Below are 26,092 nucleotides of genomic sequence, written 5' to 3'. Positions count from 1 at the left end.
CGTTCAGGCCGCCCGTTCGATCACCAGATCCAGCCAGCGGCGGGAGATCGTGCGGGCGACCGTCTCGGCGGCGGGCAGGTGCCGCTCCAGCGCGGCATCGAGCCCGTCGAGGATGGCCCGGTTGCGCTCCCGCGAGTCGACGCCGAACTTCTCCGCCCAGCCGCGGACGATGGCGGCGTCGGCCTCCGGGTGGAACTGGAAGGCGTAGAGGTTGCGGCCGAGCCGGAAGGCCTGACGCATGCAGGCCTCGCTCCAGGCCAGCGGCACGGCGCCCTCGGGAAACTCGAAGGTGTCGTAGTGCCACTGCACCATGTGCAGCTCCGGCGCCAGCCCGCCGAGCAGCGGATCGTCCGAAGCGGCGTTGAACAGCCGGACCGCGCCCACGCCGATCTCCGCCACCGAATGGCGGTAGACGCGGGCGCCGAAGGCACGGGCGGCCAACTGCGCGCCCAGGCAGATGCCCATCACCGGGCGCTCCTCCGCCGCGAAGGCGCGAATCAGCGCCATGACTTCCGGAAAGTGCGGACCCTGCGCGTCGTTCCAGGCGTCCTGCGGGCCGCCGAGGACCAGCAGCCCGTGATAGCCCTCCGGCGTGGCGGGCAGCGCCTCCCCTTCGTCCGCGGCGACGGTGACGAGCGTCGCGCCGAACTCGGCCAGTGCGTCCCCGACGAGTCCGGCGGGGGCGTTTCGGTTGTTCTGAACGACCAGGATGCGCATGGAGGGGCCACGTCGATGAAAGCGGATGCCCCGTTCATGAGCGGCGGAGGCGGCGAAATCAAGCGGCGCAAGGCGGCTATGCGCCGCGCCGCGGGACGGCGTACAGTGCGAGGACGCGAAGGAAGCCTTCAACGTCCCCAGGGAGACGAGATCGATGCTGACCCGGATTCGCACGCTGGCGGGGGCCGCCGCCCTTGCCGGCACCCTGCTTTTCCCGACACTCGCCGCCGCGCAGAACGGCACCGTGACCTTCCTGCACTTCAACGACATCTACGAGATTTCCCCGGTGAAGGGCCGCGGCGGTTTCGCCCCCCTGATGACGGTGCTGAAGGCGGAGCGGGAGCGCAGCGCCGGCGCGCTGACGACGGTCGGCGGCGATTTCCTGTCCCCATCACTGCTTTCCGGAACGACGCGGGGCGCACAGATGCCCGACCTGTTCAACGCCATGGGCATAGACGTCGTCGGCTTCGGGAATCACGAGTTCGATTTCGGTACGGAGGTGCTGAAGGCCCGCATCGCCGAATCGAAGTTCCCCTGGGTCGGCACCAACATCGCCGGACCGGACGGCCAGCCGCTCCCCGGTTCGGTCGCCACCTGGACGAAGACCGTCGGAGACGTCAAGGTCGGCTTCCTCGGCGTCCTGACTCCGGAAACCGCGCATCTGTCCAGCGGCGGGGCGGAGGCGACCTTCACCAACGTGCAGGCCGCCGCGGCCCTGGCGGTGAAGGCTCTGCGCGACGCGGGGGCGAACGTCGTCGTGGCGCTGACCCACCAGACCATCACGGAGGACCGCGATCTGGCGGTCAAGGTGAAGGGCATCGACCTGCTGCTGGGCGGCCACGACCACGACCCAATCAGTTTCTACGAAGGATCGACCCTGATCCTGAAGGCCGGGGCGGACGGCCATTATCTCGGCGTCATCGATCTGGCGGTCAGCACCAAAGCCACGGACAAGGGACCGGCGACCACCATCGCTCCCGCCGGCTGGCGCTTCGTCACCACCGCCGGGGTGGCTCCGGACGCCGAGGTCGGGGCGCTGGTCAAGCGCTACACCGACCAGCTCGACGCCACGCTGGCCGGGGTGATCGGGCGGACGGAGACTGACCTGGACAGCCGCAAGGACGTCGTCCGCTCGCAGGAGACGACGATGGGCAACCTGATCGCCGACGCGCTGCGCGACGGGCTGAAGGCCGACATCGCCATCACCAACGGTGGCGGCATCCGCGCCGACACGCTGCACCCGGCGGGCAGTTCGCTGACCCGCAAGGACATCTTCGCGGAGATGCCCTTCGGCAACGTCGCCGTGCTGACGCTGCTGTCCGGCGCCGATATTCTGGCCGCGCTGGAGCATGGCGTGTCGAAGGTGGAGGACAAGGCCGGGCGCTTCCCCCAGGTGTCGGGCCTGACCTTCACCTATGACCCGACGCTGCCGTCCGGCACCCGTGTGACCGGCGTGACGGTGGGCGGCCAGCCGCTCGACCCTGCCAGGACCTACCGCGTGGCGACCAACGACTACATGCTGAAGGGCGGCGACGGCTACGCCGCGCTGACCCGCGGCCGGACGGTGGTGGACGCGTCCGGCGCTGTGCTGATGGCGACGATGGTCATGGATTACGTGGAGGCGAAGAAGACGGTCGCCCCGAAAGTCGAAGGCCGCATCGTCGCGAAGTGACCGGAGCGCGCGCAAAAAAGAACGCCCCTGGACCGGCCGGTCCGGGGGCGCAAGGCCAGGATGGATCGTTGGTGAAGCGTCAGGCGCTGCGGCGCACGTGGCGCGCGGCCCCTTCGGCCCGCGCGTTCAGCCGCCGCACCGCGTCGTTCGCGGTTTTCGCCGACAGCTCCGACACCTTGACGCTGCGGTTCAGCAGAAGTTCCATCTCGTCTTTGACCATGCTGCTCTGCGCGGCATAGAGGTCCTGAACGGACCGGCTGCGCATCATCGCGTTGATGCCTTCCGCATTGCGGGCCATGGCCTCCTGGGCGAAGCCCATCCATTCGCGCATGATGGACTGCATTCCGTCCATCAGCACGGACCCGCACTGCGTCATGACGTCCATGTTCTCGCGGGCCTGCTGGGCAACCTCGCCCTGGGCTTCCGCGGACAGGCCCATCATGCGGTTGAGTTGATCGGTGGTCTGGCCGGCGACCTGGCCGGCGACCTGGGTCGCCTTTCCCATCATGTCGCTGGCCGTATCGGCGCCGCGCTGGGTCGTCTCCGCGGCGGTTTCCGCCATGCGGCGGGTGGTGTCCTCGGCAACATTCCGGCCTTTGGCGGCGGTGTCGCGCGCGATGGTCTGCGCGTCCTTCTCTGAAGCCATCTGCCTTGCTCCTGGTTTCGTTCCGTCCGAATCGGACGCTCCCCCCAATTTTTCTTGAGTGCCGCGATTTTTGTGCAGTGCGACACAAACAACCATATACCATGGTGGCGAAGAATAGTTCCACAACTCTAAAAACTAACCTTACCTACTTTTTTGCGGATACAGAGAAGTCTCCGCCGGGATTTATTGAAGAGAGTTTCGTATCAAATTTCATGAAGTGTTTTAATTGATCCAAAGAAAATCACCAAGCCGTGCCGTAAGAGAGATGCGGATGGCCGGCGCACACCCCAAATTCTGAGGTACGACACCCTGAGCCGGCGCGCTGCCCGTCCTGGTCCGGCACCGGCCCACCCGCGGAGGATGCCCATGCTCATCGGCGTGCCGACGGAAATCAAAAACCACGAATACCGCGTCGGGCTGACCCCGGCCTCGGTCCGTGAACTGACGCATCATGGGCACAGCGTGCTCGTGCAGGCGGGAGCCGGCGCCGCCATCGGGCTGGACGACGAGCACTATGAAGCCGTCGGGGCGAAAATCGTACCAGACGCCGCAACCGTCTTCGCCCGTGCGGACATGGTGGTAAAGGTGAAGGAGCCCCAGCCGCAGGAATGCGCGATGCTGCGCCGGGGTCAGATCCTGTTCACCTATCTGCACCTCGCCCCCGATCCGAAGCAGACCAAGCTGTTGCTGGACTCCGGCGCCGTCGCCATCGCCTACGAGACGGTGACCGATCCCCGCGGCGGCCTGCCGCTCCTGGCGCCGATGAGCGAGGTGGCGGGCCGCATGTCGGTGCAGGCCGGCGCCCATTGCCTGGAGAAGGCGCAGGGCGGGCGCGGCGTCCTGCTCGGCGGGGTGCCCGGCGTTCCGGCGGCCAAGGTGGTGGTGCTGGGCGGCGGCGTGGTCGGCACCAACGCCGCCCGCATGGCCATGGGGCTGGAGGCGAAGGTGGTCGTCATCGACAGATCCTTGCCCCGGCTGAAAGAGCTGGACCTGCAATTCGGCGCCAAGCTCCAAACGCTCTATTCGACCGTCGACACGATCGAGGAGCATGTGCTCGACGCCGACCTCGTCATCGGCGCGGTTCTCGTGCCGGGGGCGGAAGCGCCGAAGCTGGTCACCAGGGCGATGGTGGAGCGGATGCGGCGGGGCGCCGTGGTGGTGGATGTCGCCATCGACCAGGGCGGCTGCTTCGAAACGTCTCACCCCACCACCCACGCCGAGCCGACCTATCTGGTGAACGGGGTGGTCCATTACTGCGTCGCCAACATGCCGGGGGCGGTCGCGCGCACCTCGACCTTCGCACTGAACAACGCCACCCTGCCCTTCACGCTGGCGCTGGCCGACCAGGGTTACCGCGCGGCGCTGGCTCGCGACCCGCATCTGCGAGCCGGCCTGAACATCCACGCCGGGGCGGTCACCTGCAAGGCCGTGGCCGATGCGCAAGGGCTGGATTACCAGCCGTCGGAAGAGGCGTTACGGCTGTAAATTCTGTTTCCGGAGGGTGGCGACGCCATCGCCCCCTTCCGCAACCGGCGTTCAGGCCGACCGCAGCCGCGAGAATCGGAAATCGCAGTGGCTGGCGCCGCCGGCCAGGGTTTGCGTTCGATCCAAGTGAATGCCGCGTGTCGCGTAAGCGTCGAAATCAAGGCCGCAGATGTTCGGCAAAAGGTCCTTGTCGCCATGACGGGCCGCGAATTTGCAGAAACCGCAGGCTCTGTAGTTGATGCCGAACGTGAAATCATCCCCCGGTCCCGGCTCGACGAAGTCGTAGACGAAATCCTCGGGAAACTGCTCCTGACGACTTTTCTCCGCCTGCTCGCGCAGAAACGCCTGATTCTCCGGTGACAGGAACTGTTCGCCCGCGGCGAGCCGTTCCGCTTCCAGAACGGTGAGCAGCTGGGCCTTGTAGGTTTCCCGCTCGATCTCGCCGATCACGTGCAGCGACACGCCGTGCCGCCGGAGCACCCGGCTGATGGCCATGAAACCAAGGAGACGCATGAAGAAATCGCTCATGCGACTGTCCGCGCCCCCGACATAGGGCATTTGCGTGAGCACGATGCCGAACTCGTCCATCACCTCCCGCTTGATCCCATCAATGCTGGATGGATGAACGTGCTCGCCCAACATCGCTTCGGCAAGATCGAGGCGATGGCGCATGGCGGCCTCCATCGCGCTGCGATGATCCTCGTAAAATGGATGGACCATCTCAGCCATTGGGTGCTCCAAAATGAATAACTGCAGTCATCTCCTGGCTCATGGGCGTTTTCCGCCGAAGCGGGCGGCGATCTCTCCGACGATTCCGCGCCTGAACAGCAGCACACAGGCGACAAAGATCACGCCGATCACCACCGGCACCGGCAGGTTGCTCGCGGCCAGATAATTCTCCAGTGCCACCACCAGCGCCGCCCCGACCACCGGCCCGAACAGCGTTCCGATGCCGCCCAGCAGGGTCATCAGCACCACCGCGCCGGACATCTGCCACTGCACGTCGGTCAGGGTGGCGAGTTGGAAGACGATGGCCTTGGTGCCTCCGGCCAGACCGGCCAGGGCGGCGGACAGGACGAAGGCCATCAGTTTGTAATGGTCGGTGCGGTAGCCGAGCGACACGGCGCGCGGCTCGTTCTCGCGGATCGCCTTCAGGACCTGCCCGAAGGGCGAATGCACGGTGCGCCAGATCACCACGAAGCCGAACAGGAACACCGACAGCACGGTGTAGTACATCGCCATCGGCTGGCTGAGGTCGATCACTCCGAACAGATGCCCGCGCGGCACCGCCTGGATGCCGTCCTCACCGCCGGTGAACTTGAGCTGCAAGGCCATGAAAAAGACCATCTGCGACAGGGCCAGCGTGATCATGGCGAAGTAGATGCCCTGCCGCCGGATCGCCAGCGCCCCGAAGGCCAGTCCGAGCGTCGCGGAGAAGGCCGTTCCCAGCAGGATGCCGAGTTCCGGCGGCAGTCCCCAGACCTTCACCGTGTGGGCGGTGATGTAGGCCGCTCCGCCGAAGAAGGCGGCGTGGCCGAAGCTCAAGAGGCCAGCGAAGCCGATCAGCAGGTTGAAGGCGCAGGCGAACAGCGCGAAGCACAGCACCTTCATCACGAAGACGGGGTACAGCACGTACGGCGCGGCGATCAGGACCAGCAGCAGCACGGCGAGGGCCAGCAGGCCCGGCGTCGCCGGTCGTCCGGTGGCGGGAGCCGCGGTGTCGCGGCGGACGGCGTGGATCTCGGTCGCCATGGGTCACCTCTCCCGCCCGAACAGGCCGGCGGGCTTGATCAGCAGCACCACGGCCATGATGACGAAGACGACGATGTTGGACGCCTCCGGATAGAACACCTTCGTCAGGCCTTCCAACAGCCCGAGACCGTATCCGGTCAGCACCGCCCCCAGAATCGACCCCATGCCGCCGATGACCACCACGGCGAAGACGACGATGATGAGGTTGGAGCCCATCAGCGGCGACACCTGATAGATCGGCGCCGCCAGCACGCCGGCCAGCCCGGCCAGCGCCACGCCGAACCCGTAGGTCGCCGTGATCATCAGCGGCACATTGATGCCGAAGGCCTGGACCAGAACCGGGTTCTCGGTTGCGGCGCGCAGGTACGCGCCGAGCTTCGTCCGTTCGATGGCGTACCAGGTGGCGAGGCAGACGACCAGCGAGGCGACGACGACCCAGCCGCGGTAGTTGGGCAGGAACATGAATCCAAGATTCTGCCCGCCGCGCAGCAGGTCGGGGATCGGGTAGGGCTGGCCCGACACGCCATAGAAATGGCGGAAAATCCCCTCCACGATCAGCGCGAGGCCGAAGGTCAGCAGCAGGCCGTAGAGATGGTCGAGCTTATAGAGGCGGCTGAGCAGCGTCTTTTCCAAAAGCACGCCGAAGGCACCGACCACCAGCGGCGCCAGCAGCAGCGCCCACCAGTAGCCGATCCCCGCCGTGGTCAGCAGCAGCCACGCCACGAAGGCCCCCAGCATGTAGAGCGCGCCGTGGGCGAAGTTGATGACGTTCAGCATGCCGAAGATGACCGCCAGCCCGAGGCTGAGCAGCGCGTAGAAGGACCCGTTGATCAGCCCCAGAAGAAGCTGCCCGAACAACGCCTGGGGCGGGATGCCGAAGATGGTGGACATGTGTGGTTCGCCTCCGGCCGTTCTCCGACCGTTTTGCGCGGCGGGTGATCGCCCCGGCCCCCGGCCCCGCACGCGGCGGCGGAAGGAACGCCGGGGCGGGCGGGAATCAGCCCGGCAGCTTGCAGCCGCTTTCCGCCAGGGTGGCGAAGGCCTCGTCGCCGGGGATGGTGCGGATGATCTGGTAATAGTCCCACGGCCCCTTGGACTCGCTGGGCTTCTTCACGCGGGCCAGATACATGTCGTGGACCATGCGCCCGTTCGGCAGGATCTTGCCATTCTTGGCGAACATGTCGTTGACCGGCATCTCCTTCATCTTGGCGGCGACGGTCGGCCCATCGTCGGTCCCCGCCGCCTCGATGGCCTTCAGGTAATGCTTCACCGAGGAGTAGCTGCCGGCCTGCACCATGGTCGGCATCTTGCCGGTCTTCGCCTTGTACTTCTCCGACCAGGCGCGCTTCTCGTCGTCCATGTCCCAGTAGAAGCCGGTGGTCAGGACGAGGTCCTGCGCGACCTGGAGCCCCAGCGCGTGCACGTCCGACAGGAAGATCAGCAGCCCGGCCAGCTTCTGCTGCCCGCTCTGCGTCAGGCCGAACTCCGACGCCTGCTTGATCGAGGTGATGGTGTCGCCGCCGGCGTTGGCGAGGCCGATGACCTGGGCGCCCGACGATTGCGCCTGCAGCAGGAAGGAGGAGAAGTCCGCCGTGTTCAGCGGCGCGCGCACCGCGCCCACGACCGTGCCGCCGGCCTTCTTCACCTGCGCCGCCGTGTCGGTTTCGAGCTGGTGGCCGAAGGCGTAATCGGCGGTCAGGAAGAACCAGCTCTTGCCGCCCTCCTTCACGATGGCCTGACCGGTGCCGACGGCCAGCGCGCGGGTGTCATAGGCCCAGTGGAAGCCGGTGGGCGAGCAGGCGTCGCCGGTCAGACGCGAGGTCGCCGGACCCTGCATCAGAAAGATTTTCTTCTTCTCGCGCGTCACCTCCTGCACCGCCAGGGCGACGCCGGAGTTCGGCACGTCGACGATGACGTCCACCCCGTCGCGGTCGATCCATTCGCGGGAGAGGTTGGACCCGATGTCCGGCTTGTTCTGATGGTCGGCCGCGATGACCTCGATGGGCTTGCCCAGAACCTTCCCGCCCGCCTCCTCCACCGCCATGCGGACGGCGACCGCGGAGCCTTCACCGCCGAGGTCGGCGTAGAGGCCGGAGCGGTCGTTGAGGACGCCGATCTTCACGACGTCGCCCGAAACCTTGCCCTGCTGGGCCTGCGCGGAACCGACGGCCAGCGCGGCGAGCGCCGCTCCGGCAAGCAGACGTGCAATCATTCCATTCCTCCCGGTTCGAATTCGAACGTTTCTGCTTGTTGATTCAGACACCCAGATACGTGTGCAGCTTCTCCATGTTGGCGGCGAGCTGGTTGTTCGGGATCATGTCCACCACACGACCTTCCTCCATCATGTAATGGCGGTCGGCAATGGTGGCGGCGAAGCGGAAGTTTTGCTCCACCAGCAGGACGGTGAAGCCACGCTGCTTCAATTTACGGACGGCCACCCCGATCTGTTCGATGATCACCGGCGCCAGCCCCTCCGTCGGTTCGTCGAGAAGGATCATCGTGGCGCCGGTGCGCAGGATGCGCGCGATGGCCAGCATCTGCTGCTCCCCGCCCGACAGGCGGGTGCCCTGGGTCGAGCCCCGGCCCTGCAAATTGGGGAACAGCTCGTAGATCTGCTGGACCGTCATGCCGCCGTCCTTGACGACGGGCGGCAGGGTCAGATTCTCGTCGACGTTCAGCGAGGCGAAGATCCCGCGCTCCTCCGGCACATAGCCGATGCCGAGGCGCGGGATCCTGTGCGGCGCCATGCCGATCAGTTCCTGCCCCTGGAAGCGGATGGCGCCGGTCCGCTTGCCCACGATGCCCATGATGGAACGCATGGTGGTTGTCTTGCCGGCGCCGTTGCGGCCCAGCAGGGTCACCACCTCGCCCTGGCGGACCTCCAGGTTCACCCCGTGCAGGACGTGGCTTTCGCCGTAGAAGGCCTGGAGATCGGAGATTTCCAGCATCGCGGCCTTCACCGCAGCGCCGTCAGGCATGACCGCTCCCCATATAGGCTTCGCGGACCTTCGGGTGGCGCGACACGTCGGCGTAGGGGCCTTCGGCCAGGATCTCGCCGCGGGCCAGCACGGTGATCCAGTCCGACAGGTTGGAAACCACGGACAGGTTGTGCTCCACCATCAGGATCGTGCGGTTGGCCGAGACCCGCTTGATCAGCGCCGCGATGCGGTCGATGTCCTCGTGCCCCATGCCGGCCATCGGCTCGTCCAGCAGCAGCATCTCCGGTTCCAGGGCCAGCGTCGTGGCGATCTCCAGCGCACGCTTGCGGCCATAGGGAAGCTCCGCCGCCGGCCGGTGGGCGTAACCGGTCAGCCCGACATCCTCCAGCAGTTCCATCGCCCGCCCGTTCAGCCGGTCGAGCACCGATTCCGATTTCCAGAAGTGGAAGGAGTTGCCGAGCGGCCGTTGCAGCCCGACGCGCACATTCTCCAAAACCGACAGATGCGGGAACACCGCCGAAATCTGGAAGGAGCGGATGATGCCAAGGCGCGCCACGTCCGCCGGCTTCACCGCGGTGATGTCGCGCCCGTTGAACAGGATGCTTCCGTTGCTGGGCTGAAGGAACTTGGTGAGCAGATTGAAAACGGTCGTTTTTCCGGCCCCGTTGGGACCGATCAGCGCATGGATGGACCCCCGTTTCACCCGCAGGCTGACGTCGCGGACGGCGACGAAGCCCCGGAATTCCTTGGTCAGTCCGCGCGTCTCCAGAATGACGTCACTTGCCATATCCTCCCCATTCCCTGTTTTCAGCGGCCCGTCGCGAGACCGCCCGTTGTTTGGTTCAGGTTTTCAGCAATCTGTCACACGTACAGCTTACGGAAAGAACTTAATTCCGTCCATCCGGAAGCATCGAAGGCGTGACAAAGCATGGCCGGATGGCGGAGCCGTCGGCAAAAGGGGGCCGTGGGAGGCCGAAACGCGGACATGAAAAAAGCGGCCACGCAGGGCCGCACACCGACTCGCGGCACGCCGCCGGACTCAAGGCCGGAGGCGTGCCTTTCTCTTTCGACGCAGGAGCCGGAAACCGCGGTACCGATACGACTCAGGCGGTCGCGGATCAGGCCGCCGAGGTCAGCGGAAAGCCGCTGTAGTCGAGCGACGCGGACCAGAAGCGTTCGAGCTTGCGCAGGGTCTCGTTCGCCTTGACCAGCTCCTCGTCGCTGAAGCCGGCCTTCTCCAGCGCCGTCAGGTGGCGCTCGAACATGCGGCTGATCTTCTCGCGGAGATCAAGGCCCTTCTCCGACAGGCGGACGCGCACCGACCGGCGGTCGTGCGGCGAACGCTCCTGCCCGAGATAGCCGTTCTCGACCATCTTCTTCACGTTGTAGGACACGTTGGAGCCGAGATAATAGCCGCGCGCCGTCAGTTCGCCGACGGTCATCTCGTCTTCGCCGATGTTGTAGAGAATCAGGCTCTGGACGTTGTTGATGTCCTGGATACCGAGCCGGTCAAGCTCGGTCTTCAGCACCTCGAGAAAGTGGCGGTGAAGCCGTTCGATCAAGAGGATGCTTTCATAATAGGGTTTGCGCACCGCGGTCTCCTTTGGCTCGTACCGGACATGGGCCGACCTGTGGCCTTTCCGGGGTCCTTAAGGGGAGATTAACCGATCATTGTCCGGCAATCACCTCAATAATGCCCCAAAAGCACAGCCCGGGTTGTAGAACAGCCTGGCTCTGCGGAATACCCCCGTCCTGCCGTGCCAAGCCCCGTCGCGCGCCAGGATGTGCCTGGAATCCAGGCACCCCGGCGGCGTTCCCGCCCGGCGAACCGGGCGGCAAGCCGACCCGTCTCATCCGACCCCCGACAACAATGGTCAGGCCACAACAACGGTCAGGTTTGAGACAAGTCCCGCAAGGATTTCCCCGATACTAACGCAGAAACGCGCGGAATGTGCCCGTATCCGTGCACGTTCAGAGTGCAATAAAGGGGAGCGGGCCTCTTCATTCGGTAAAGTGCAAATCCCCGCCAACGGGCTCGGCGAAGTAACCGGCCACCTCTTCAGCCGTCACTTCGGCCAAAGAGGCCGGCGACCAGCGCGGATTCCGGTCCTTGTCGACCAGCGCCGCGCGGATACCTTCGTAGAAATCATGGTGGGCGAGGAAGGCGAGGCTGAGGCGAAGCTCCTGGATCATGCAGCCGTCGAAGTCCAACTTGGCGCCGCGGCGCAGCGCCTCCAGCGTCACCTTCAGGCTGGTCGGCGACACCCGGTTCAGCGTGGCGAGCTGGCCGGCGGCCCACTCCGTGCCTTCGGCCTCCAGGGCGGCGACAATGGCCTCCACGCCGTCATGGGCGTAGCAGCGGTCGATGGCCGCGCGGTTGGCGGCGACCGGCGGTTCCCCGGCTTCCTCACGATGGCGGGCGACCGCCTCGTCGGCCGGCACGCCGTCGGCCAGCTCGGCGATCAGGGACTCCAGCTTGGCGCTGGGGACGAAGGCGTCGGCGGCGGCGACTTCGATCATGTCGGCCGCCTTCAGACGGTCTCCGGTCAGGCCCAGCCAGATGCCGACCTGTCCGGGCAGGCGCGGCAGGAAGTAGGTGCCGCCGACGTCCGGATAAAGCCCGATCCCCGTCTCCGGCATGGCGAACATCGTCCGCTCGGTCACGATTCGGTGCGATCCATGCACCGACAGGCCGACGCCGCCGCCCATGCTGATGCCGTCGATCAGCGCCACATAGGGCTTCGGGCAATTGTGGATCAGGCGGTTGAGGATATACTCCTCGCTGAAGAAGGCGCGGATGGGCGCACCGTCGCCCTCCCCCGCCTTGGCGGCCTTGCCCGTCTCGTACAGGTTCACCACGTCGCCGCCGGCGCAGAAGGCCTTCTCCCCGGCGCCCTGCACGACGATGGCCTTGACCGCCGGATCGGCCGTCCAGGCGCGCAGTTGCGGGTCGAACAGACGAATCATATCCAGCGTCAGGGCGTTCAGCGCCTTCGGGCGGTTCAGCGTCACCAATCCGATGGAGCCGCGGCGTTCGAACAGGATCTCGGCGAACTGGATCTCGGCAGGGTCGCTCATGGTTCCGGTCGTTTCCATTTGTTCGTTTGTGGGGCGAATTGATCGGTTTCGGGCGATGATACGGGCGGCGGGCGGCGTGTCAAACCGCGGTTTCGCAGCGCAGCGTCGCGGAACACCGCCCCGGCTTCAGCCGTTGCCGCACCCACAGTCATGAGCGGGACAGTTCCATGATGGCAGCCTCAGCAGCGCAAGCGTCACGTCGGGAGGGACCGGGCCGCAAGACGGCCATCATCCTCAACCGGTCCGCGGGAACGCTGGCCGGACAGCCGATCGACGACACGGTGGCGGCGATCCGAAGCGCCTTCGAGCGGCATGGGGCGGAAGTGTCGCTGACCGCGGTGGAGCCGGCCGATTGCGAATCGGAAATCCGCAAGGCCATCGACTCCGAGGCGGAGCTGGTGATCGTGGGCGGCGGCGACGGAACCATCCACACCGCGGTCAACATGATCCTGCCCACCGGCAAGATCCTGGGCATCCTGCCGCTCGGCACCATGAACCTGCTGGCGCGCGATCTGAAGACGCCGCTGGACCTCGACGAGGCGTACGAGGCCCTGGCCGCCGGGGAGGTGAGCAGCATCGACGTGGCGGAGGTGAACGGCGAGGTCTATCTGAACAGCTCCGTCCTCGGCTTCTACCCCCAGGTGGTCCAGGAGCGCGAGGAGAAGCGCAAGCGGCACCGCCTGCTGAAATGGCCGGCGATGGCGCTCGCCATGGTCCGCACCTTCCGGCGGCTGCCCCTGCTGGACGTGCGGATCGATTGGGGCGACGGGCCGCGCCGCGTGCGCACCCCGATTCTGGTGGTCTCCAACAACCCCTTCGACGGCGAAGCGGGCAGCATGCTCCTGCGCCGCGACCGGCTCGATTCCGGCAAACTCGGCGTCTATGTGGCGCGGCAGCGCGACCCGTGGGGGCTGCTGCGGCTGATGGGGCGCACCGTGCTCGGAACTTGGCAGCAGGATGAGGAGTTGGAAACGCTGACGGCCACGCAACTGACGGTGCACAGCCGGCGGCGGCGGCTGAAAATGGTCAACGACGGCGAAATCCTGCAGATGGAGCCGCCGCTGAACTACCGCATCCGCCACAAAGCGCTGAAGGTTCTGCTGCCCAAGGCGGCCCCCGAGGCGAACGGAACGGCGGACGGCGCGTGACGGGAATGACTGCCGGGGAGGTGTCGTGAAGAAGCTCGCCCACATCTCGGACCTGCATTTCGGACGAATCGACCCGCTGGTGGTCGACGGCCTGCTGGCCGACCTGACGGCGGCGCGGCCCGACCTGATCGTCATCTCCGGCGATCTGGTCCAGCGCGCCAAGGCCCGCCATTTCCTGGAGGCGCGGGCCTTCCTGGAGAAGCTGCCCTTCCCCTACCTGGTGGTGCCGGGCAACCACGACATCCCGGTCTACAACGTGGTGCGCCGCTTCCTCGACCCATTCGGCAACTACAAGCGCTACATCACAAGCGACCTCAGCCCCTTCCACATCGATTCGGAAATCGCCGTGCTGGGGATCAACACGGCGCGCTCGGTCATCACGGATTTTTCCGAAGGGCGCATGAACAAGGCCCAGATCAAGCGCGTGCGCGAGGTGTTCTGCGAGGTGCCGGACACCGTCTTCAAGGTGCTGTTCACCCACCACCCCTTCCTGCCGCCGCCCGACGCGCCGAAGACGAAGCTGGTCGGGCGGCACAAGCTGGCCCTGCCGGCGCTGGAAAGCTGCGGAGTGGATCTGCTGTTGGCCGGGCATCTGCACCGCGCCTATTCCGGCGACATCATGACCCACCACACCCAGGTGGCCCGCTCCATCCTCGTCGCCCAGGCGTCCACCGCGACCTCCACCCGCCTGCGCAACGAGGCCAACGCCTACAACCTCATCGCCATCGAACCGCCGCGCGTCACCTTCGAGGTGCGGTCCTGGGAGGGGGCGGCCTTCACCGGCGGCCTCGTCTCGCAATGGCGAAAGGATGGGCACCGCTGGGTCATGGAGATGCAGGACTCGGGATTCAGACCTGTGAGCGGTGCGGCTTGAGTCGCGGCGGCCATGCGGCGTAGGATCGCGCCGCAAGTTTTAAGAGCACATCAGGTCCCTCGCATGTCCGCTTCGCATTTCCGGTCCCCGGCGTCCTTCCCGCGCACCCGGCTCCGCCGCAACCGCGCCGACGCCTGGACCCGCCGCCTCGTCGCCGAAAACCGCCTGACCGTGGACGACCTGATCTGGCCGGTCTTCGTCATCGAGGGGCAGAACCAGCGGGTGCCGGTGGCCTCCATGCCCGGCGTCGAGCGGCTGACCATCGACCTGCTGACCGAGGCGGTGGCCGCGGCCGGCGACCTCGGCATCCCCTGTGTCGCCCTCTTCCCGGTCGTCGGCGCCGAGGGCAAATCGGAGGACGCGGCCGAGTCCTACCGCCCCGACAACCTGATGAACCGCACCATCCGCGCGCTGAAGGCCGCGGTGCCGCATGTCGGCATCCTGGGCGACGTGGCGCTCGACCCCTACACCACCCACGGCCACGACGGGCTGATGCGCGACGGCTATATCCAGAACGACGAGACGGTCGAGGTTCTGGCCCGGCAGGCGCTGTCGCAGGCCGACGCCGGCGTGGACATCGTCGCCCCGTCGGACATGATGGACGGCCGCATCGGCCTGATCCGCGACCGGCTGGACAGCCATGGGCATGAGTTGGTGCGGCTGTGCTCCTACGCCGCCAAATACGCCTCGGCCTTCTACGGCCCGTTCCGCGACGCGGTGAATTCGGGCGGTTTCCTGAAGGGCGACAAGAAGACCTACCAGATGAACCCCGCCAACACCGACGAGGCCCTGCACGAGGTCGCCCTCGACCTGCAGGAAGGGGCGGACATGGTGATGGTGAAGCCCGGCCTGCCCTATCTGGACGTCATCCGCCGGGTCAAGGACACCTTCGCGGTTCCGACCTTCGCCTACCACGTCTCCGGCGAATACGCGATGCTGCGCGCCGCCGCGCAGAACGGTTGGCTGGATTACGACAAGGCGCTGCTGGAAACCCTGACCGGCTTCAAGCGCGCCGGTTGCGACGCGATTCTGACCTACGGCGCCGTCGACGCGGCGCGGCGGCTGCAGGAGGGTTGAGCCTCCCGCGCGAGGCCGCGCTCCGGCGCGGCCTCCGCTCGCTCTTCCGTTACTTCGGCGTGCCCTTCCACACCTGGAACTGCGGCGTTTCCAGCAGCAGGTCGGCGTGGCCGAAAGCCGTCTTGAACAGCTTGCCGACGCCCGCCGTCCGCTGAGTCACGGCGACCAGCGAGCCGCGCAGCTTCAGATACTGCTTGGTGCCGGCGACCAGGGCCTCCAGCATCCCGAAATCCTCGTCCTTGCCGCGGTGGAGCGGCGGGTTCGAAACGATCAACCCGAAGCGTTCCCGCGCGCCGAGCCCGGCCAGCCCGTCGCTCAGCACGCATTCCGCGTCCGGCACGTTCTGGCGGGCGGCGTGCAGGGCCACCGCGTCGATGTCGAGCAGGGTCAGCCGGGCGTCCGGCGTGCGCTCCCGCACCGCCCGGGCGATCACCCCGGCGCCGCAGCCGAAGTCCAGGACGGCGGTGCCGGCCGCGATCTCCGGCAGGACCTGGAGCAGACATTCCGTGCCGGTGTCGAGCCGGCCATGGGCGAACAGGCCGGGGTAGGACACCAGATCGAGCGCGTCGTCACGCCCCGGCAGCGGCAGCGCGACGGTCTCCCGCCAATCCTCCAGGTTGCCCTTGGCCGAATCGTTGGTCCGGCGGGTTTCCAGCAGGCGGGCGCGGCGCTTGATGGTCAGCGTCTCCACGCCGTCCGCCAACCCGTCGAAGCGCTTCGGCGCCGAGGTGATGCCCTCGTCGTTGCTGCCGGCGATCCACAGCGGCGCCCCCGCCGGCAGGCGGGCGGCCAGGGCGTGCAGCGCCATCTCGAAGGCGGCCCAGCCGCGCGGCAGGCGCAACACCGCGCCGTCGAAGGCGCCGTCCGCCGGCCAAGCAGTGGCCGGCTTGCCGTCTAGCCCCAGGCGGTGCCAGGAAACGACCTCCGCCCCGCCCTCGGCCAGGGCCTCTTCCATGGCGCCGTCGGTGTCGCCGGCCACCAGGATGCGGCCCTGCGGGCGGCGGTCGGCCAGGGCCTCCGCGGCGACGCCGGCCACTGTGGAATCGCGGTCGGTCGCGCGGTTGGACAATCGGCTCACAGGCTCTTTCCCTTTATCCCCTGGTTCCTCAACCCTTGTCGCGCATCAGGCGCGCCTTGTCGCGCTGCCACGACCGTTCCTTCTCGGACTCGCGCTTGTCGTGCTTCTTCTTGCCCGTGGCGAGGCCGACCTCGACCTTGGCGATGCCGCGGTCGTTGAAATAGACGGTCATCGGGATCAGAGTGATCCCCTTCTGCTTGATGGCGCCCATGAGCTTGCTCAGCTCGCGGCGGTGCACCAACATCTTGCGCGGGCGCTTGGTCTCGTGCTGAAGCCAGCGTCCCGCCTGCCCGTATTCCGGGATGTAGGCGTTGAACAGGTACAGCTCCCCGTTCTTGAGGCCGGCGTACGCCTCGTTGATGCTGGCACGGCCGCCGCGCAACGACTTCACCTCGGTGCCGGTCAGGATCAGACCGGCCTCCATGGTGTCTTCGATGAAATAGTCGAAGCGTGCGCGGCGGTTCTGTGCCGCCATGCGCCTTGGTTCGGGCTCGCGGGCGGCCACGGATCCTCCTTCCCTGGGGCGGGGTGCTGCCGTCCCTTAGGACAGCAGCCCGGCCTTCTTCATCGCGTCGCGGACGATGGTCCGCGTGCTTTCCGACGCGGCGACCATCGGCAGGCGAACCTCGTCCGAGGATTTGCCGAGCAGGCTGGCGGCGTATTTCACCGGCGCCGGGCTCGTCTCAACGAACATGGAATCGTGCAGCGGGGTCAGCAGGTCGCGGTACTTATAGGCGGTGGCGAGATCGCCCTTGCGCCAAGCCTCTTGCATCGCGGCGCACTGGGCCGGCGCGATGTTCCCCGTCACCGAGATGCAGCCGACGCCACCCTGCGCGTTGAAGGCCAGCGCCGTCGCATCCTCGCCCGAGAGCTGGATGAAGTCGGGACCGACCTCCTGCAGCAGGCGGACCGGGCGGGCGAGATCCGCCGTGGCGTCCTTCACGCCGATGATGTTCGGCAGCTTGGCGAGGCGGGCCATCGTTGCCACCGACATATCCACGACACTGCGGCCGGGAATGTTGTAGATAACGATCGGCAAATCCGCCGCGTCATGGATCGCTTTGAAATGCTGGTACAGACCTTCTTGCGTCGGCTTGTTGTAATAGGGCGTGACGACCAGCGCCGCGGTGGCGCCGGCCTTCTTGGCGTGCTGGGTCAGCGAGATCGCCTCCTCGGTGGAGTTCGACCCGGTGCCGGCGACGACCGGAACCTTCCCGCCCGCGGCCTCGATGCACAGCTCGACGACCCGGTTGTGCTCCTCGTGGGAGAGGGTCGGCGACTCACCCGTGGTGCCGCACGGCACGAGACCGTGGGTGCCCTGCGCAACCTGCCACTCGACGAAGGACTGGAAGGCGGCCTCGTCCACTTTCCCGTTTTTAAACGGGGTCAAAAGAGCGACGATGGAACCGTACAACATGCCTGCCACCTCCGACGGACTTCAAGAAAAGTGTCGCGCACCTTAGCCGCACCCGTTCCCCCGAGCAAGAGCGCCCGGATGATCATCCGACATGCCGCCCGTTCCGCCACCCGTTCCGCCATTGCCGCCGCCCTGCTGGGGCTGATCGTGCTGGCCCAGCCCGCCGGGGCGGCCAGCCTGACGGCGCAGGACCTCGCCGTCTACCGGCAGGCCTTCAAGGCGGCCGACAACGACCGCCACGACGAGGCGCTGCGCCTCGCCGCCCAGGCGTCCAACAAGCTGCCGGCCAAGGTGATCCGCTGGATGGCCCTGGCGACTCCCGGCGGCGGCAGCTTCGACGAGATCGCCGCCTTCATCCGCGAGAACGGCGACTGGCCCAACCAGGCGCAGCTCCGCCGCCAGGCGGAAAAGGCGATGCCCATCGACCTGGACGAGGACCGGGTGCTCGCCTGGTTCAAGCAGTACCCGCCCCTGTCCAACGAAGGCTTCATGCGCCACGCCGACACGCTGCTGGCGACCGGCAACGCCGAGCGCGCGGTGCGGATGGTGCGCGACCGCTGGGTGGAGGCGAACTTCACGTCGGCGGACGAGGAGCAGTTCCTGGCCCGCTACCGCTCGCACCTGCGTCCGCAGGAGCACAAGGCACGCATCGACCGCCTGCTGTGGGAGCGCCAGGAAGCCGCGGTGCGCCGCATGCTGCCCTTCTTCGACGAGGCTTACGACCTGCTGATCGAGGCGCGGATCGCGCTGGACGGCGACGCCAAGAACGCCGACGCGGCGCTGGCCCGCGTCCCCGCCTCGCTGCGCAACGACCCCGGCCTGCTGTTCGACCGCGCCCGCTACCGCCGACGCAAGGGCGACGACGCGGGCGCGCTGGAGATCATCGCCCAGGCGCCCAAGGACATGGGCCGCCCTCAGGCCTGGTGGACGGAGCGCCACATCCTGGCCCGCCGCGCCATGGTGAACGGCGACCACAACCTCGCCTACCGCTTGGTGACGGCGCATGGGCAGACCGAGGGCAGCGGCGCTGCGGAAGCGGAGTTCCTCGCCGGCTTCCTGGCGCTGCGCTTCCTCGACGACCCGTCGAGCGCCTTCAACCACTTCCACAAGCTCTACCGCTCCGTCGGCGCGCCCATCAGCAAGGCGCGCGGCGCCTACTGGTGCGGGCGCGCGGCCGAGGCGCTGGGCCAGACGGCGCAGGCCAAGGACTGGTACACCAAGGCCGCCCAGTACGGGACGACCTTCTACGGCCAGCTTGCCGCCCGCCACGCCGGCAACGGGCGCATCGCCCTGCCCGCCGAACCGCGGGTGTCGAACGCCGACGCCACCGCCTTCGAACGGCGGGAGGTGGTGCGCGTGACCAAGCTGCTGGCCGAAATCGAGGGCAACACCGACGAGCGGGTCACCGCCTTCCTGCGCCGCATCAGCCTCGACGCCAAGGAGCCGGCGGATTACGTGCTGGCCGCCAAGCTGGCCCGCGAGGTCGGTCGCCGCGACCTCGCCGTCGCCGCCGCGAAGGACGCCGCGCAGAACGACGTGTTCCTGGTGGAAGCCGGTTATCCGATGATCGAGAGCCGCCCGTCCGCCCCGGAAATCGCCCTGGTGCACGCCATCATCCGGCAGGAGAGCACCTTCAACACCCGCGTGGTGTCGTCGGCCGGAGCGCGCGGCCTGATGCAGCTCATGCCCGGAACGGCGCAGCTGGTCGCCGGCAAGCTCGGCGTCAAGCACGACACCGCGAAGCTGATCAGCGACCCGGACTACAATGTGCGGCTCGGCTCGACCTATCTGGCGGACATGATCGACCGCTTCAACGGCTCCTACATCATGGCCATCGCCGCCTACAACGCCGGCCCGACCCGCGTGCGTCAATGGATCGACACCTACGGCGACCCGCGCGGCGAAGCCATCGACGCCGTGGACTGGCTGGAATTGATCCCGATCTACGAAACCCGCAACTACGTCCAGCGGGTCATGGAGGCCATGCTGGTCTACCGGGCGCGCATCCAGGGCGCCAAGGCCGAGCTGAACCTGGACAAGGAAATCCGCCGGTAAGTGGCGAACGATCCCTCTCCCGACCCGGGAGAGGGATCGATACGCTTCGATCAAAGCCGAATATTCGAAAGTCTCAAAAGCCGGCTCATCTCTGTCACATACCAAAATCGAAATCGTCCAAATTTCGTCATTTTCGTCTGAAGTGGTAACTCTTCTTCCTGTCCGGAAGATGAATTGCATTTAATTCTCTATTAACCACAAGCCGACAGAATTCTCATGCACGGACGGACCGTGTTTCTCTTTATTCCGTGATTGGGAGCCTACCATGCCAGCACCGATGGTCGCCGATGAAGTCCGCCAGGCGTGCCGCATCCACGCGCGCCTTTTAGACGCCTTCATCACCTTGACGGAACAGGAACTGGCGCAGCTCGCCCCCGGTTTCGCCGAGGAAAGCCTGATGGAATCGCTGGAGAAGATGCGGGCCGCCCGCAAGAGCTACGGCGCCCTGGGCGGTGTCGTTGCCTTGGAAGTGGTGGCGTCAAACGCCGCCTGACCAATAGGCCTTCCGTTCGGCGGACTTTCGATTGGGAACAGGGGACCGCTAGTCCTGCGGCGAGTCCCCGTTGCCCGCACCACCGGACTGCCGACGCTGCACCTCGCGCCATTTGGCAACGTTCCGGTTGTGATCCGGCAAGGTCTTCGCAAAGACATGCCCGCCGCCGCCATCGGCGACGAAATACAGGAAGTCGTGCTTTTCCGGATGCAGTGCCGCCTGGATGGACGCCCGCCCCGGATTGGCGATTGGCCCCGGCGGAAGCCCCGCCGCAACGTAAGTGTTGTAGGGTGACTCGAACTTCCAGTCGTTGCGGGTCAGGGCCCGGCCCAGTTCCCCGCTGCCGTCGGTCAACGCGTAGATCACGGTCGGGTCCGACTGGAGCTTCATGCCGGTTTCCAGACGATTGACGAAGACGCCCGCCACTTTGGCGCGCTCCGCCGCGACGCCGGTTTCCTTCTCCACGATGGACGCCATGGTCAGCGCCTGCTGCGGAGTCTCGTAAGGCAGGTCCGGACCGCGATTCTTCCAGGCGTCGTTCAGCGCCTGGGTCATCGCGTGCTGCATCCGCTCGACCAGGGCCGAGCGCGAATCGCCGTAGGAATAATGATAGGTTTCAGGCAGTACGGCGCCGTCCTTCGGAACCGTCTTCAACTCGCCGGTCAGCGCCGGCTCGGCATCGAGAAGCGCCACCACCTGGGCGGAGGTCAGCCCTTCCGGCACCGTGAAGCGGCGAACCACGGTCTTGCCCTGGCGCAGCATCTCCAGCACGCCGTCGACGCTGATTCCCGCCGGGAAGGCATACTCCCCGGCCTTCAACGGCCCCTGGAGCTTGGCCGCGAAGAGGAACAGGATCGGGGACTCGACGACCCCCGCATCCTCAAGCGTCAGCGCGATCGCTTCCAGCCCGCTGCCTCGCGGAATGACCACCGTCTCGGCATGCTCAAGCGGTCCGGGGGCCATCACACGGAGGGCACCCCAGAACACCAACCCGCTGCCCGCGGTGAGGACGGTCAACGCCCCCGCCGCGACTCGGAGGCCCCAACCCATCGGCGGTCTCCGCGATGCTTCGCCGTTCAGGCGAATTCCTTGAAGATCAGGGAGGCGTTGGTGCCGCCGAAGCCGAAGGAGTTCGACAGCGCAGCCCGCACGCGGCGCTCCTGCGCAACCTTCGGAACGAGGTTGACGCCGAGGCAGCTCTCCGATGGGTTCTCAAGGTTCAGCGTCGGCGGAACCAAGCTGTGGTTGATCGCCTTGATCGAGTAGATCGCCTCGACCGCACCGGCGGCCCCCAACAGGTGGCCGATGGCCGACTTGGTGGAGGACATGGCGAGGTTGTCCATCGCAGCACCGAACAGACGCTTCACCGCGCCCAGCTCGATCTCGTCGCCGAGCGGCGTCGAGGTGCCGTGCGCGTTGACATAGTCGATGTCCGACGGGTCCATCCCAGCCCGCTTCAGCGCGTTGCGCATGGCACGGAACCCACCGTTGCCGTCCTCCGCCGGAGCGGAGATGTGGTGGGCGTCGCCGGACATGCCGTAGCCGACCACCTCGGCGTAGATGTGGGCACCGCGCTTCTTGGCGTGCTCCAACTCTTCGAGGACGACGACGCCGGCGCCCTCGCCGATCACGAAGCCGTCACGGTCCTTGTCGTAGGGACGCGACGCCTTTTCCGGCGTGTCGTTGAAATTCGTGGACAGGGCGCGCATGGCGGCGAAACCGCCGACGCCCAGCCGGCTGACCGCCGCTTCCGTGCCGCCGGCGACCATCACGTCCGCATCGCCCAGCATGATCAGACGCGAGGCGTCGCCGATGGCGTGAGCGCCGGTCGAGCAGGCCGTGACCACCGCGTGGTTCGGACCCTTGAAGCCGTGCTGGATGGAGATGTGACCGGACGCCAGATTGATGAGGCAGGCCGGAATGAAGAAGGGGGAGATGCGGCGCGGGCCCTTCTCGGCCAGGGTGACCGCACCCTCGGCGATGCCCGGCAGACCGCCGATGCCCGAGCCCACCATGACGCCGGTGAGTTCGCGCTCCTCCTCGGTCTGGGGAACCCAGCCGGAATCCTTGATCGCTTCGTGGGCGGCGGCGATGGCGAAGATGATGAAATCGTCCATCTTCCGCTGGTCCTTCGGCGGAACGAAGGCATCAGGGTTGAACAACCCGTCGCCATCCCCGCGCGGGACCTGCCCGGCAACTTTCGAGGCCAGATCGGAGGCGTCAAAACCCGTGATGGCGCGGATGCCCGATTGGCTGGCGGTCAAACGCTCCCAGTTGAGCCTGTGGCCGACACCGAGCGGCGTGACCAGACCAAGGCCGGTAACGACGACACGTCTCATGGGGTATTCCTTGACCTTTCCTCGGAAAACTCAGCGACGGCCAGGCCACTTTGGAAAGCTGCCTGGCCCTCTTGCGCCAGCGCCTGATCAGGCGGCGGCGTTCGCCTTGATGAAGTCGATGGCGTCCTTCACCGTCAGGATCTTCTCGGCGGCGTCGTCCGGAATCTCGCAGCCGAACTCTTCCTCGAAAGCCATAACCAGCTCGACCGTGTCGAGGCTGTCGGCGCCGAGATCGTCGATGAAGGAGGCGTTCTCCGTCACCTTCGACTCCTCGACCCCGAGGTGGTCCACAACGATCTTCTTAACGCGCTCGGCGACATCGCTCATTTTTTAAGACCTTCCAATCCTTGAGACCGCTCGGGCGAATTCGGCCGGCTCAACACGCGGCTGCGTGCCTTCCTGCCACAAAAAGCCCCGTCCGATAACACATTTTTACAGCCTTGACCAGCGCCCGCGGGAGCCGGTCCGAACCTGTGGTTCAGGCAGCGAATCCGCCTCAGATCATGGCCATACCGCCGTTGATGTGCAGCGTCTGGCCGGTGACATAGGCGGCCTCATCGCTCGCCAGGTACACGACTCCGGCGGCGATTTCCCCCGGCTCGCCCATGCGGCCGGAAGGAATGGCGGTGAGCAGCTTGTCCTTCTGCTCGGAATTCAGGGCGTCGGTCATCGCCGTGGTGATGAAGCCCGGCGCGACGCAGTTCACGGTGATGCCGCGCGACGCGACCTCCGCGGCCAGCGACTTCGACATGCCGATCATGCCGGCCTTGGAGGCGGCGTAGTTGGCCTGGCCGGGGTTGCCGGTGACGCCGACGATCGAGGTGATGCCGATGATGCGGCCCCAGCGGCGCTTCATCATGCCACGCAGCACGGCGCGCGACAGGCGGAAGGCGGCGGTCAGGTTGACGTCCAGCACCGACTGCCAGTCGTCGTCCTTCATGCGCATGGCCAGTTGGTCGCGGGTCAGGCCGGCGTTGTTCACCAGGATGTCGATCTGGCCGAGCGCGGCCTCCGCGTCCTTGGCGAGCTGCTCGGTCCCGGCGGCGTCGGCGAGGTTGCCGGGCACCACCAGAACGCGGTCGCCCAGTTCGGCGGCGAGCGCCTCCAGCGGGGCGACGCGGGTGCCGGACAGGGCGACGGTGGCGCCCTGCGCGTGCAGCGCGCGGGCGATCTGCGCCCCGATGCCACCCGAGGCGCCGGTGACCAGCGCCTTCTTTCCGGTCAGGTCGAACATGGAATGCCTCACAGGGTCTTCAGGAACGATTCGACGTCGGCCGGACCCTGCACGGAGGCGCCGGCCAACTCCTTGTCGATGCGCTTGGCGAGACCCGACAGCACCTTGCCGGAGCCGAGCTCGACCAGCGTGTCGACGCCCTGCTCCTTCATATAGAGCACGCTCTCGCGCCAGCGAACCATGCCGGTCACCTGCTCCACGAGAAGGCGGCGGATCTCGTTGGGGTCCGACACGGCCGACGCGGTCACGTTGGCGACCACCGGAACCGCCAGCGCGTTGATGGTCACGTTGGCCAGGGCCTCGGCCATGGCGTCGGCGGCGGGCTGCATCAGCGGGCAATGGAAGGGCGCGCTGACCGGCAGGCGCACGGTGCGCTTCAGCCCGCGCTCCGCCGCGATCACGATGGCGCGCTCGATGGCCTCGGCGTGGCCGGAGATCACCACCTGCCCCGACGAGTTGTCGTTGGCGACGGTGCAGACCTCTTTCTGCCCCGCGGGGGTCTTGGCGGCGTCGGCGGCGATGGCCTGGGCCTGCTCCAACTCGGCGCCCAGCAGGGCGGCCATGGCGCCCTGCCCGACCGGCACGGCCTTCTGCATGGCTTGGCCACGCAGCTTCAGCAGGCGCGCGGTGTCGGCCAGGGTGAAGGCGCCGGCGGCGCACAGGGCCGAATACTCGCCCAGCGAATGGCCGGCGACGAAGGCCGCGTGCTTGCTCAGGTCGAGCCCGCCCTGCTCCTTCAGCACCCGCATGACCGCGACGCTGACGGCCATCAGGGCCGGCTGGGCGTTCTCGGTCAGCGTCAGGTCGGCCTCGGGGCCTTCGAACATCAGGCGGGACAGGCGCTGGTTCAGCGCGTCGTCCACCTCTTCAAAGGTGAGCCGCGCGACCTCGAACGCCTCGGCCAGCTCACGGCCCATGCCGACGGCTTGGCTGCCCTGGCCCGGAAAGACGAACGCCCTGGTCATGCTGTTTGGGAACCCTAGTAAAAAGGCGCGCCACCCGCGGCGCTGCCGTTGAATTCGGCGACAGTCATACCCGGCCTTTCGGGCAAGTCAAGCGATGCTCAACGTTGAAGGGCTGGAATTGGTGCCTTTCTGTTGCTTTTCCGGCGTTTTTTCATTGCTGCAATGCAAAGACGAACGGAGAGGACGGCCTGTCCATGGCCTGCCGAAGACGACATCGCCGGAATCGCGGGCCGGCCGATGTTTCCGCTTGTCGGGATAGGGCTTTTGTGCATACTGCGCCGCTTCATAACTCCTTGCCGGTGGCTCGCGTGCCGTCGGCTAGGCCCGGGCGGCTGATCCTGTCCATAGGGGATGGGGCGCAGCGCCGGACCATGAACAGCCATGGGGAGTATAATGGCTCTTTACGAGTGCGTGCTGATCGCGCGCCAGGACATCTCGGCCGCCCAGGCCGAACAGCTCGGCGAGCAGTTCGCCCAGATCATTCGCGACAACGGCGGCCAGGTCGCCAAGACCGAATACTGGGGTCTGAAGACGCTCACCTACAAGATCAAGAAGAACCGCAAGGGTCACTACACCCTGTTCAACCTTGACGCCCCCGCCGCCGCCGTCCTCGAGATGGAGCGCAACATGGGCATCAACGAGGACGTGCTGCGCTTCATGACCGTCCGCGTCGATGCGCTGGACGCCAACCCGTCGGTGATGATGCAGAGCCGCGGCGAGCGTGGTGACCGCGGCGATCGCGGCGATCGCGGCCCGCGCCGCTTCGACGATCGTGGCCCGCGCCCGCCGCGTCGCCAGGAGCCCACCGTTGCCGAAGGGGAGAACGCCTAAATGTCCGACAAGCAGACCTCGGGCGCTCCGGCCCGCACCGGTGGCGGTCCCCGCCGTCCGTTCTTCCGCCGCCGCAAGACCTGCCCGTTCTCGGGCGCAAACGCCCCGGCGATCGACTACAAGGACGTCAAGCTCCTGTCCCGCTTCATCTCCGAGCGTGGCAAGATCGTGCCGAGCCGCATCACCGCGGTTTCCGCGAAGAAGCAGCGCGAACTCGCCCGCGCCATCAAGCGCGCCCGCTTCCTGGCCCTGCTTCCCTACGTGGTGAAGTAAGGACCGAAGCGGACAACAG

Annotated in this window: 27 protein-coding genes; 9 read left to right on the top strand and 18 right to left on the bottom strand. The window is 66.8% G+C overall.

Annotated features, from left to right (window positions below):
- Positions 1–3: 3 nt before the first annotated feature.
- A complete protein-coding gene (locus DS837_RS16905) occupies positions 4–717 on the bottom strand; it encodes a type 1 glutamine amidotransferase (protein ID WP_149165830.1) in 714 nt (237 codons plus the stop codon).
- A gap of 154 nt (positions 718–871) precedes the next feature.
- Here DS837_RS16905 and DS837_RS16900 point away from each other — a divergent pair, with 154 nt between their 5' ends.
- Positions 872–2,389, top strand: a complete 1,518-nt coding sequence (locus DS837_RS16900; RefSeq protein WP_149165829.1) for a bifunctional metallophosphatase/5'-nucleotidase — start codon at positions 872–874, stop codon at positions 2,387–2,389.
- Between the two features lie 79 nt (positions 2,390–2,468).
- Here DS837_RS16900 and DS837_RS16895 read toward each other — a convergent pair whose 3' ends face one another.
- Complete coding sequence (locus tag DS837_RS16895) at positions 2,469–3,035, bottom strand: phasin family protein (RefSeq protein WP_149165828.1); 567 nt, start codon at positions 3,033–3,035, stop codon at positions 2,469–2,471.
- A 366-nt stretch (positions 3,036–3,401) separates the two neighbouring features.
- On the opposite strand from DS837_RS16895, the gene ald reads away from it, so the two are divergent.
- The gene (gene ald / locus DS837_RS16890) at positions 3,402–4,520 is read left to right on the top strand and encodes an alanine dehydrogenase (protein ID WP_149165827.1); all 1,119 of its coding nucleotides are present in this window, start codon (positions 3,402–3,404) and stop codon (positions 4,518–4,520) included.
- Between the two features lie 51 nt (positions 4,521–4,571).
- Here the strand turns inward: ald and DS837_RS16885 are convergent, their stop codons facing one another.
- From DS837_RS16885 to DS837_RS16850, 8 genes are all read right to left on the bottom strand, one after another.
- On the bottom strand, positions 4,572–5,249 hold the full coding sequence (locus tag DS837_RS16885) for an L-2-amino-thiazoline-4-carboxylic acid hydrolase (RefSeq protein ID WP_149165826.1): 678 nt from the start codon (positions 5,247–5,249) through the stop codon (positions 4,572–4,574).
- 39 nt (positions 5,250–5,288) lie between these two features.
- Positions 5,289–6,272: a branched-chain amino acid ABC transporter permease gene (locus tag DS837_RS16880; protein WP_149165825.1), complete on the bottom strand. Its 984-nt coding sequence runs from the start codon at positions 6,270–6,272 to the stop codon at positions 5,289–5,291.
- A 3-nt stretch (positions 6,273–6,275) separates the two neighbouring features.
- Positions 6,276–7,163, bottom strand: a complete 888-nt coding sequence (locus DS837_RS16875; protein WP_149165824.1) for a branched-chain amino acid ABC transporter permease — start codon at positions 7,161–7,163, stop codon at positions 6,276–6,278.
- Positions 7,164–7,269: 106 nt separating this feature from the next.
- Positions 7,270–8,484: an ABC transporter substrate-binding protein gene (locus DS837_RS16870; protein ID WP_149165823.1), complete on the bottom strand. Its 1,215-nt coding sequence runs from the start codon at positions 8,482–8,484 to the stop codon at positions 7,270–7,272.
- Positions 8,485–8,527: 43 nt separating this feature from the next.
- The gene (locus DS837_RS16865; protein WP_149165822.1) at positions 8,528–9,250 is read right to left on the bottom strand and encodes an ABC transporter ATP-binding protein; all 723 of its coding nucleotides are present in this window, start codon (positions 9,248–9,250) and stop codon (positions 8,528–8,530) included.
- Positions 9,243–9,998: an ABC transporter ATP-binding protein gene (locus DS837_RS16860; RefSeq protein WP_149165821.1), complete on the bottom strand. Its 756-nt coding sequence runs from the start codon at positions 9,996–9,998 to the stop codon at positions 9,243–9,245. The genes DS837_RS16865 and DS837_RS16860 overlap by 8 nt, the downstream gene beginning before the upstream one ends.
- Positions 9,999–10,329: 331 nt before the next feature.
- Positions 10,330–10,803 carry a MarR family winged helix-turn-helix transcriptional regulator gene (locus tag DS837_RS16855; RefSeq protein WP_014240398.1) on the bottom strand — a complete coding sequence of 158 codons (474 nt, stop codon included), beginning with the start codon at positions 10,801–10,803 and terminating at the stop codon, positions 10,330–10,332.
- 409 nt (positions 10,804–11,212) lie between these two features.
- A complete protein-coding gene (locus DS837_RS16850) occupies positions 11,213–12,289 on the bottom strand; it encodes an enoyl-CoA hydratase/isomerase family protein (protein WP_149165820.1) in 1,077 nt (358 codons plus the stop codon).
- Positions 12,290–12,456: 167 nt separating this feature from the next.
- Here DS837_RS16850 and DS837_RS16845 point away from each other — a divergent pair, with 167 nt between their 5' ends.
- The 3 genes from DS837_RS16845 to hemB all read left to right on the top strand — a co-directional run bounded on the left by DS837_RS16845 (position 12,457) and on the right by hemB (position 15,388).
- Positions 12,457–13,437, top strand: a complete 981-nt coding sequence (locus DS837_RS16845; RefSeq protein ID WP_149165819.1) for a diacylglycerol/lipid kinase family protein — start codon at positions 12,457–12,459, stop codon at positions 13,435–13,437.
- 25 nt (positions 13,438–13,462) lie between these two features.
- The gene (locus tag DS837_RS16840) at positions 13,463–14,311 is read left to right on the top strand and encodes a metallophosphoesterase family protein (protein WP_149165818.1); all 849 of its coding nucleotides are present in this window, start codon (positions 13,463–13,465) and stop codon (positions 14,309–14,311) included.
- 63 nt (positions 14,312–14,374) lie between these two features.
- Positions 14,375–15,388, top strand: coding sequence for a porphobilinogen synthase (gene hemB, locus DS837_RS16835; RefSeq protein ID WP_149165817.1), 1,014 nt, complete (start codon positions 14,375–14,377; stop codon positions 15,386–15,388).
- A gap of 49 nt (positions 15,389–15,437) precedes the next feature.
- On the opposite strand, the gene DS837_RS16830 is transcribed toward hemB, so the two are convergent.
- From DS837_RS16830 to dapA, 3 genes are all read right to left on the bottom strand, one after another.
- A complete protein-coding gene (locus tag DS837_RS16830) occupies positions 15,438–16,466 on the bottom strand; it encodes a class I SAM-dependent methyltransferase (protein WP_149165816.1) in 1,029 nt (342 codons plus the stop codon).
- A gap of 28 nt (positions 16,467–16,494) precedes the next feature.
- On the bottom strand, positions 16,495–16,941 hold the full coding sequence (smpB, locus tag DS837_RS16825; protein ID WP_145686347.1) for an SsrA-binding protein SmpB: 447 nt from the start codon (positions 16,939–16,941) through the stop codon (positions 16,495–16,497).
- 66 nt (positions 16,942–17,007) lie between these two features.
- The gene (gene dapA, locus DS837_RS16820; protein ID WP_149165815.1) at positions 17,008–17,883 is read right to left on the bottom strand and encodes a 4-hydroxy-tetrahydrodipicolinate synthase; all 876 of its coding nucleotides are present in this window, start codon (positions 17,881–17,883) and stop codon (positions 17,008–17,010) included.
- A gap of 78 nt (positions 17,884–17,961) precedes the next feature.
- Here dapA and DS837_RS16815 point away from each other — a divergent pair, with 78 nt between their 5' ends.
- The gene (locus DS837_RS16815; RefSeq protein ID WP_149165814.1) at positions 17,962–19,938 is read left to right on the top strand and encodes a lytic transglycosylase domain-containing protein; all 1,977 of its coding nucleotides are present in this window, start codon (positions 17,962–17,964) and stop codon (positions 19,936–19,938) included.
- A gap of 265 nt (positions 19,939–20,203) precedes the next feature.
- Positions 20,204–20,431 (top strand): hypothetical protein, encoded by a 228-nt coding sequence (locus DS837_RS16810; protein ID WP_149165813.1) that lies wholly within the window; start codon positions 20,204–20,206, stop codon positions 20,429–20,431.
- Between the two features lie 48 nt (positions 20,432–20,479).
- Here DS837_RS16810 and mltG read toward each other — a convergent pair whose 3' ends face one another.
- From mltG to fabD, 5 genes are all read right to left on the bottom strand, one after another.
- Entirely contained in the window at positions 20,480–21,481 is a 1,002-nt protein-coding gene (gene mltG, locus DS837_RS16805) for an endolytic transglycosylase MltG (RefSeq protein ID WP_149165812.1), read from the bottom strand.
- Between the two features lie 26 nt (positions 21,482–21,507).
- A complete protein-coding gene (gene fabF, locus DS837_RS16800) occupies positions 21,508–22,770 on the bottom strand; it encodes a beta-ketoacyl-ACP synthase II (RefSeq protein ID WP_149165811.1) in 1,263 nt (420 codons plus the stop codon).
- An 87-nt stretch (positions 22,771–22,857) separates the two neighbouring features.
- Entirely contained in the window at positions 22,858–23,097 is a 240-nt protein-coding gene (locus tag DS837_RS16795) for an acyl carrier protein (protein WP_014240383.1), read from the bottom strand.
- A 169-nt stretch (positions 23,098–23,266) separates the two neighbouring features.
- Positions 23,267–24,004 carry a 3-oxoacyl-[acyl-carrier-protein] reductase gene (gene fabG, locus DS837_RS16790; protein ID WP_149165810.1) on the bottom strand — a complete coding sequence of 246 codons (738 nt, stop codon included), beginning with the start codon at positions 24,002–24,004 and terminating at the stop codon, positions 23,267–23,269.
- A gap of 8 nt (positions 24,005–24,012) precedes the next feature.
- Positions 24,013–24,969, bottom strand: coding sequence for an ACP S-malonyltransferase (fabD, locus tag DS837_RS16785; RefSeq protein WP_149165809.1), 957 nt, complete (start codon positions 24,967–24,969; stop codon positions 24,013–24,015).
- Positions 24,970–25,362: 393 nt separating this feature from the next.
- Between fabD and rpsF the strand changes: the two genes are divergently transcribed.
- Both rpsF and rpsR read left to right on the top strand, forming a co-directional pair.
- A complete protein-coding gene (rpsF, locus tag DS837_RS16780; protein WP_035673612.1) occupies positions 25,363–25,800 on the top strand; it encodes a 30S ribosomal protein S6 in 438 nt (145 codons plus the stop codon).
- Positions 25,801–26,073 carry a 30S ribosomal protein S18 gene (rpsR, locus tag DS837_RS16775; protein ID WP_014240379.1) on the top strand — a complete coding sequence of 91 codons (273 nt, stop codon included), beginning with the start codon at positions 25,801–25,803 and terminating at the stop codon, positions 26,071–26,073.
- Positions 26,074–26,092: the final 19 nt, after the last annotated feature.

Source organism: Azospirillum brasilense, from assembly GCF_008365405.1.
Taxonomy (GTDB): domain Bacteria; phylum Pseudomonadota; class Alphaproteobacteria; order Azospirillales; family Azospirillaceae; genus Azospirillum; species Azospirillum brasilense_D.
This window is presented reverse-complemented; position numbering and strand designations above follow the sequence as displayed.

Excerpts from the sequence above, each read along its gene's own strand:
- DS837_RS16850 (WP_149165820.1), bottom strand. The coding sequence starts at position 12,289 with ATGAGCGACCCTGCCGAGATCCAGTTCGCCGAGATCCTGTTCGAACGC.
- DS837_RS16895 (WP_149165828.1), bottom strand. The coding sequence starts at position 3,035 with ATGGCTTCAGAGAAGGACGCGCAGACCATCGCGCGCGACACCGCCGCC.
- DS837_RS16900 (WP_149165829.1), top strand. The coding sequence starts at position 872 with ATGCTGACCCGGATTCGCACGCTGGCGGGGGCCGCCGCCCTTGCCGGC.
- DS837_RS16795 (WP_014240383.1), bottom strand. The coding sequence starts at position 23,097 with ATGAGCGATGTCGCCGAGCGCGTTAAGAAGATCGTTGTGGACCACCTC.
- ald (WP_149165827.1), top strand. The coding sequence starts at position 3,402 with ATGCTCATCGGCGTGCCGACGGAAATCAAAAACCACGAATACCGCGTC.
- rpsR (WP_014240379.1), top strand. The coding sequence starts at position 25,801 with ATGTCCGACAAGCAGACCTCGGGCGCTCCGGCCCGCACCGGTGGCGGT.
- fabD (WP_149165809.1), bottom strand. The coding sequence starts at position 24,969 with ATGACCAGGGCGTTCGTCTTTCCGGGCCAGGGCAGCCAAGCCGTCGGC.
- rpsF (WP_035673612.1), top strand. The coding sequence starts at position 25,363 with ATGGCTCTTTACGAGTGCGTGCTGATCGCGCGCCAGGACATCTCGGCC.
- DS837_RS16870 (WP_149165823.1), bottom strand. The coding sequence starts at position 8,484 with ATGATTGCACGTCTGCTTGCCGGAGCGGCGCTCGCCGCGCTGGCCGTC.
- DS837_RS16875 (WP_149165824.1), bottom strand. The coding sequence starts at position 7,163 with ATGTCCACCATCTTCGGCATCCCGCCCCAGGCGTTGTTCGGGCAGCTT.
- DS837_RS16865 (WP_149165822.1), bottom strand. The coding sequence starts at position 9,250 with ATGCCTGACGGCGCTGCGGTGAAGGCCGCGATGCTGGAAATCTCCGAT.
- dapA (WP_149165815.1), bottom strand. The coding sequence starts at position 17,883 with ATGTTGTACGGTTCCATCGTCGCTCTTTTGACCCCGTTTAAAAACGGG.
- mltG (WP_149165812.1), bottom strand. The coding sequence starts at position 21,481 with ATGGGTTGGGGCCTCCGAGTCGCGGCGGGGGCGTTGACCGTCCTCACC.
- DS837_RS16885 (WP_149165826.1), bottom strand. The coding sequence starts at position 5,249 with ATGGCTGAGATGGTCCATCCATTTTACGAGGATCATCGCAGCGCGATG.
- DS837_RS16880 (WP_149165825.1), bottom strand. The coding sequence starts at position 6,272 with ATGGCGACCGAGATCCACGCCGTCCGCCGCGACACCGCGGCTCCCGCC.
- DS837_RS16810 (WP_149165813.1), top strand. The coding sequence starts at position 20,204 with ATGCCAGCACCGATGGTCGCCGATGAAGTCCGCCAGGCGTGCCGCATC.
- DS837_RS16845 (WP_149165819.1), top strand. The coding sequence starts at position 12,457 with ATGATGGCAGCCTCAGCAGCGCAAGCGTCACGTCGGGAGGGACCGGGC.
- DS837_RS16815 (WP_149165814.1), top strand. The coding sequence starts at position 17,962 with ATGATCATCCGACATGCCGCCCGTTCCGCCACCCGTTCCGCCATTGCC.
- fabF (WP_149165811.1), bottom strand. The coding sequence starts at position 22,770 with ATGAGACGTGTCGTCGTTACCGGCCTTGGTCTGGTCACGCCGCTCGGT.
- fabG (WP_149165810.1), bottom strand. The coding sequence starts at position 24,004 with ATGTTCGACCTGACCGGAAAGAAGGCGCTGGTCACCGGCGCCTCGGGT.
- DS837_RS16905 (WP_149165830.1), bottom strand. The coding sequence starts at position 717 with ATGCGCATCCTGGTCGTTCAGAACAACCGAAACGCCCCCGCCGGACTC.
- DS837_RS16860 (WP_149165821.1), bottom strand. The coding sequence starts at position 9,998 with ATGGCAAGTGACGTCATTCTGGAGACGCGCGGACTGACCAAGGAATTC.
- smpB (WP_145686347.1), bottom strand. The coding sequence starts at position 16,941 with ATGGCGGCACAGAACCGCCGCGCACGCTTCGACTATTTCATCGAAGAC.
- hemB (WP_149165817.1), top strand. The coding sequence starts at position 14,375 with ATGTCCGCTTCGCATTTCCGGTCCCCGGCGTCCTTCCCGCGCACCCGG.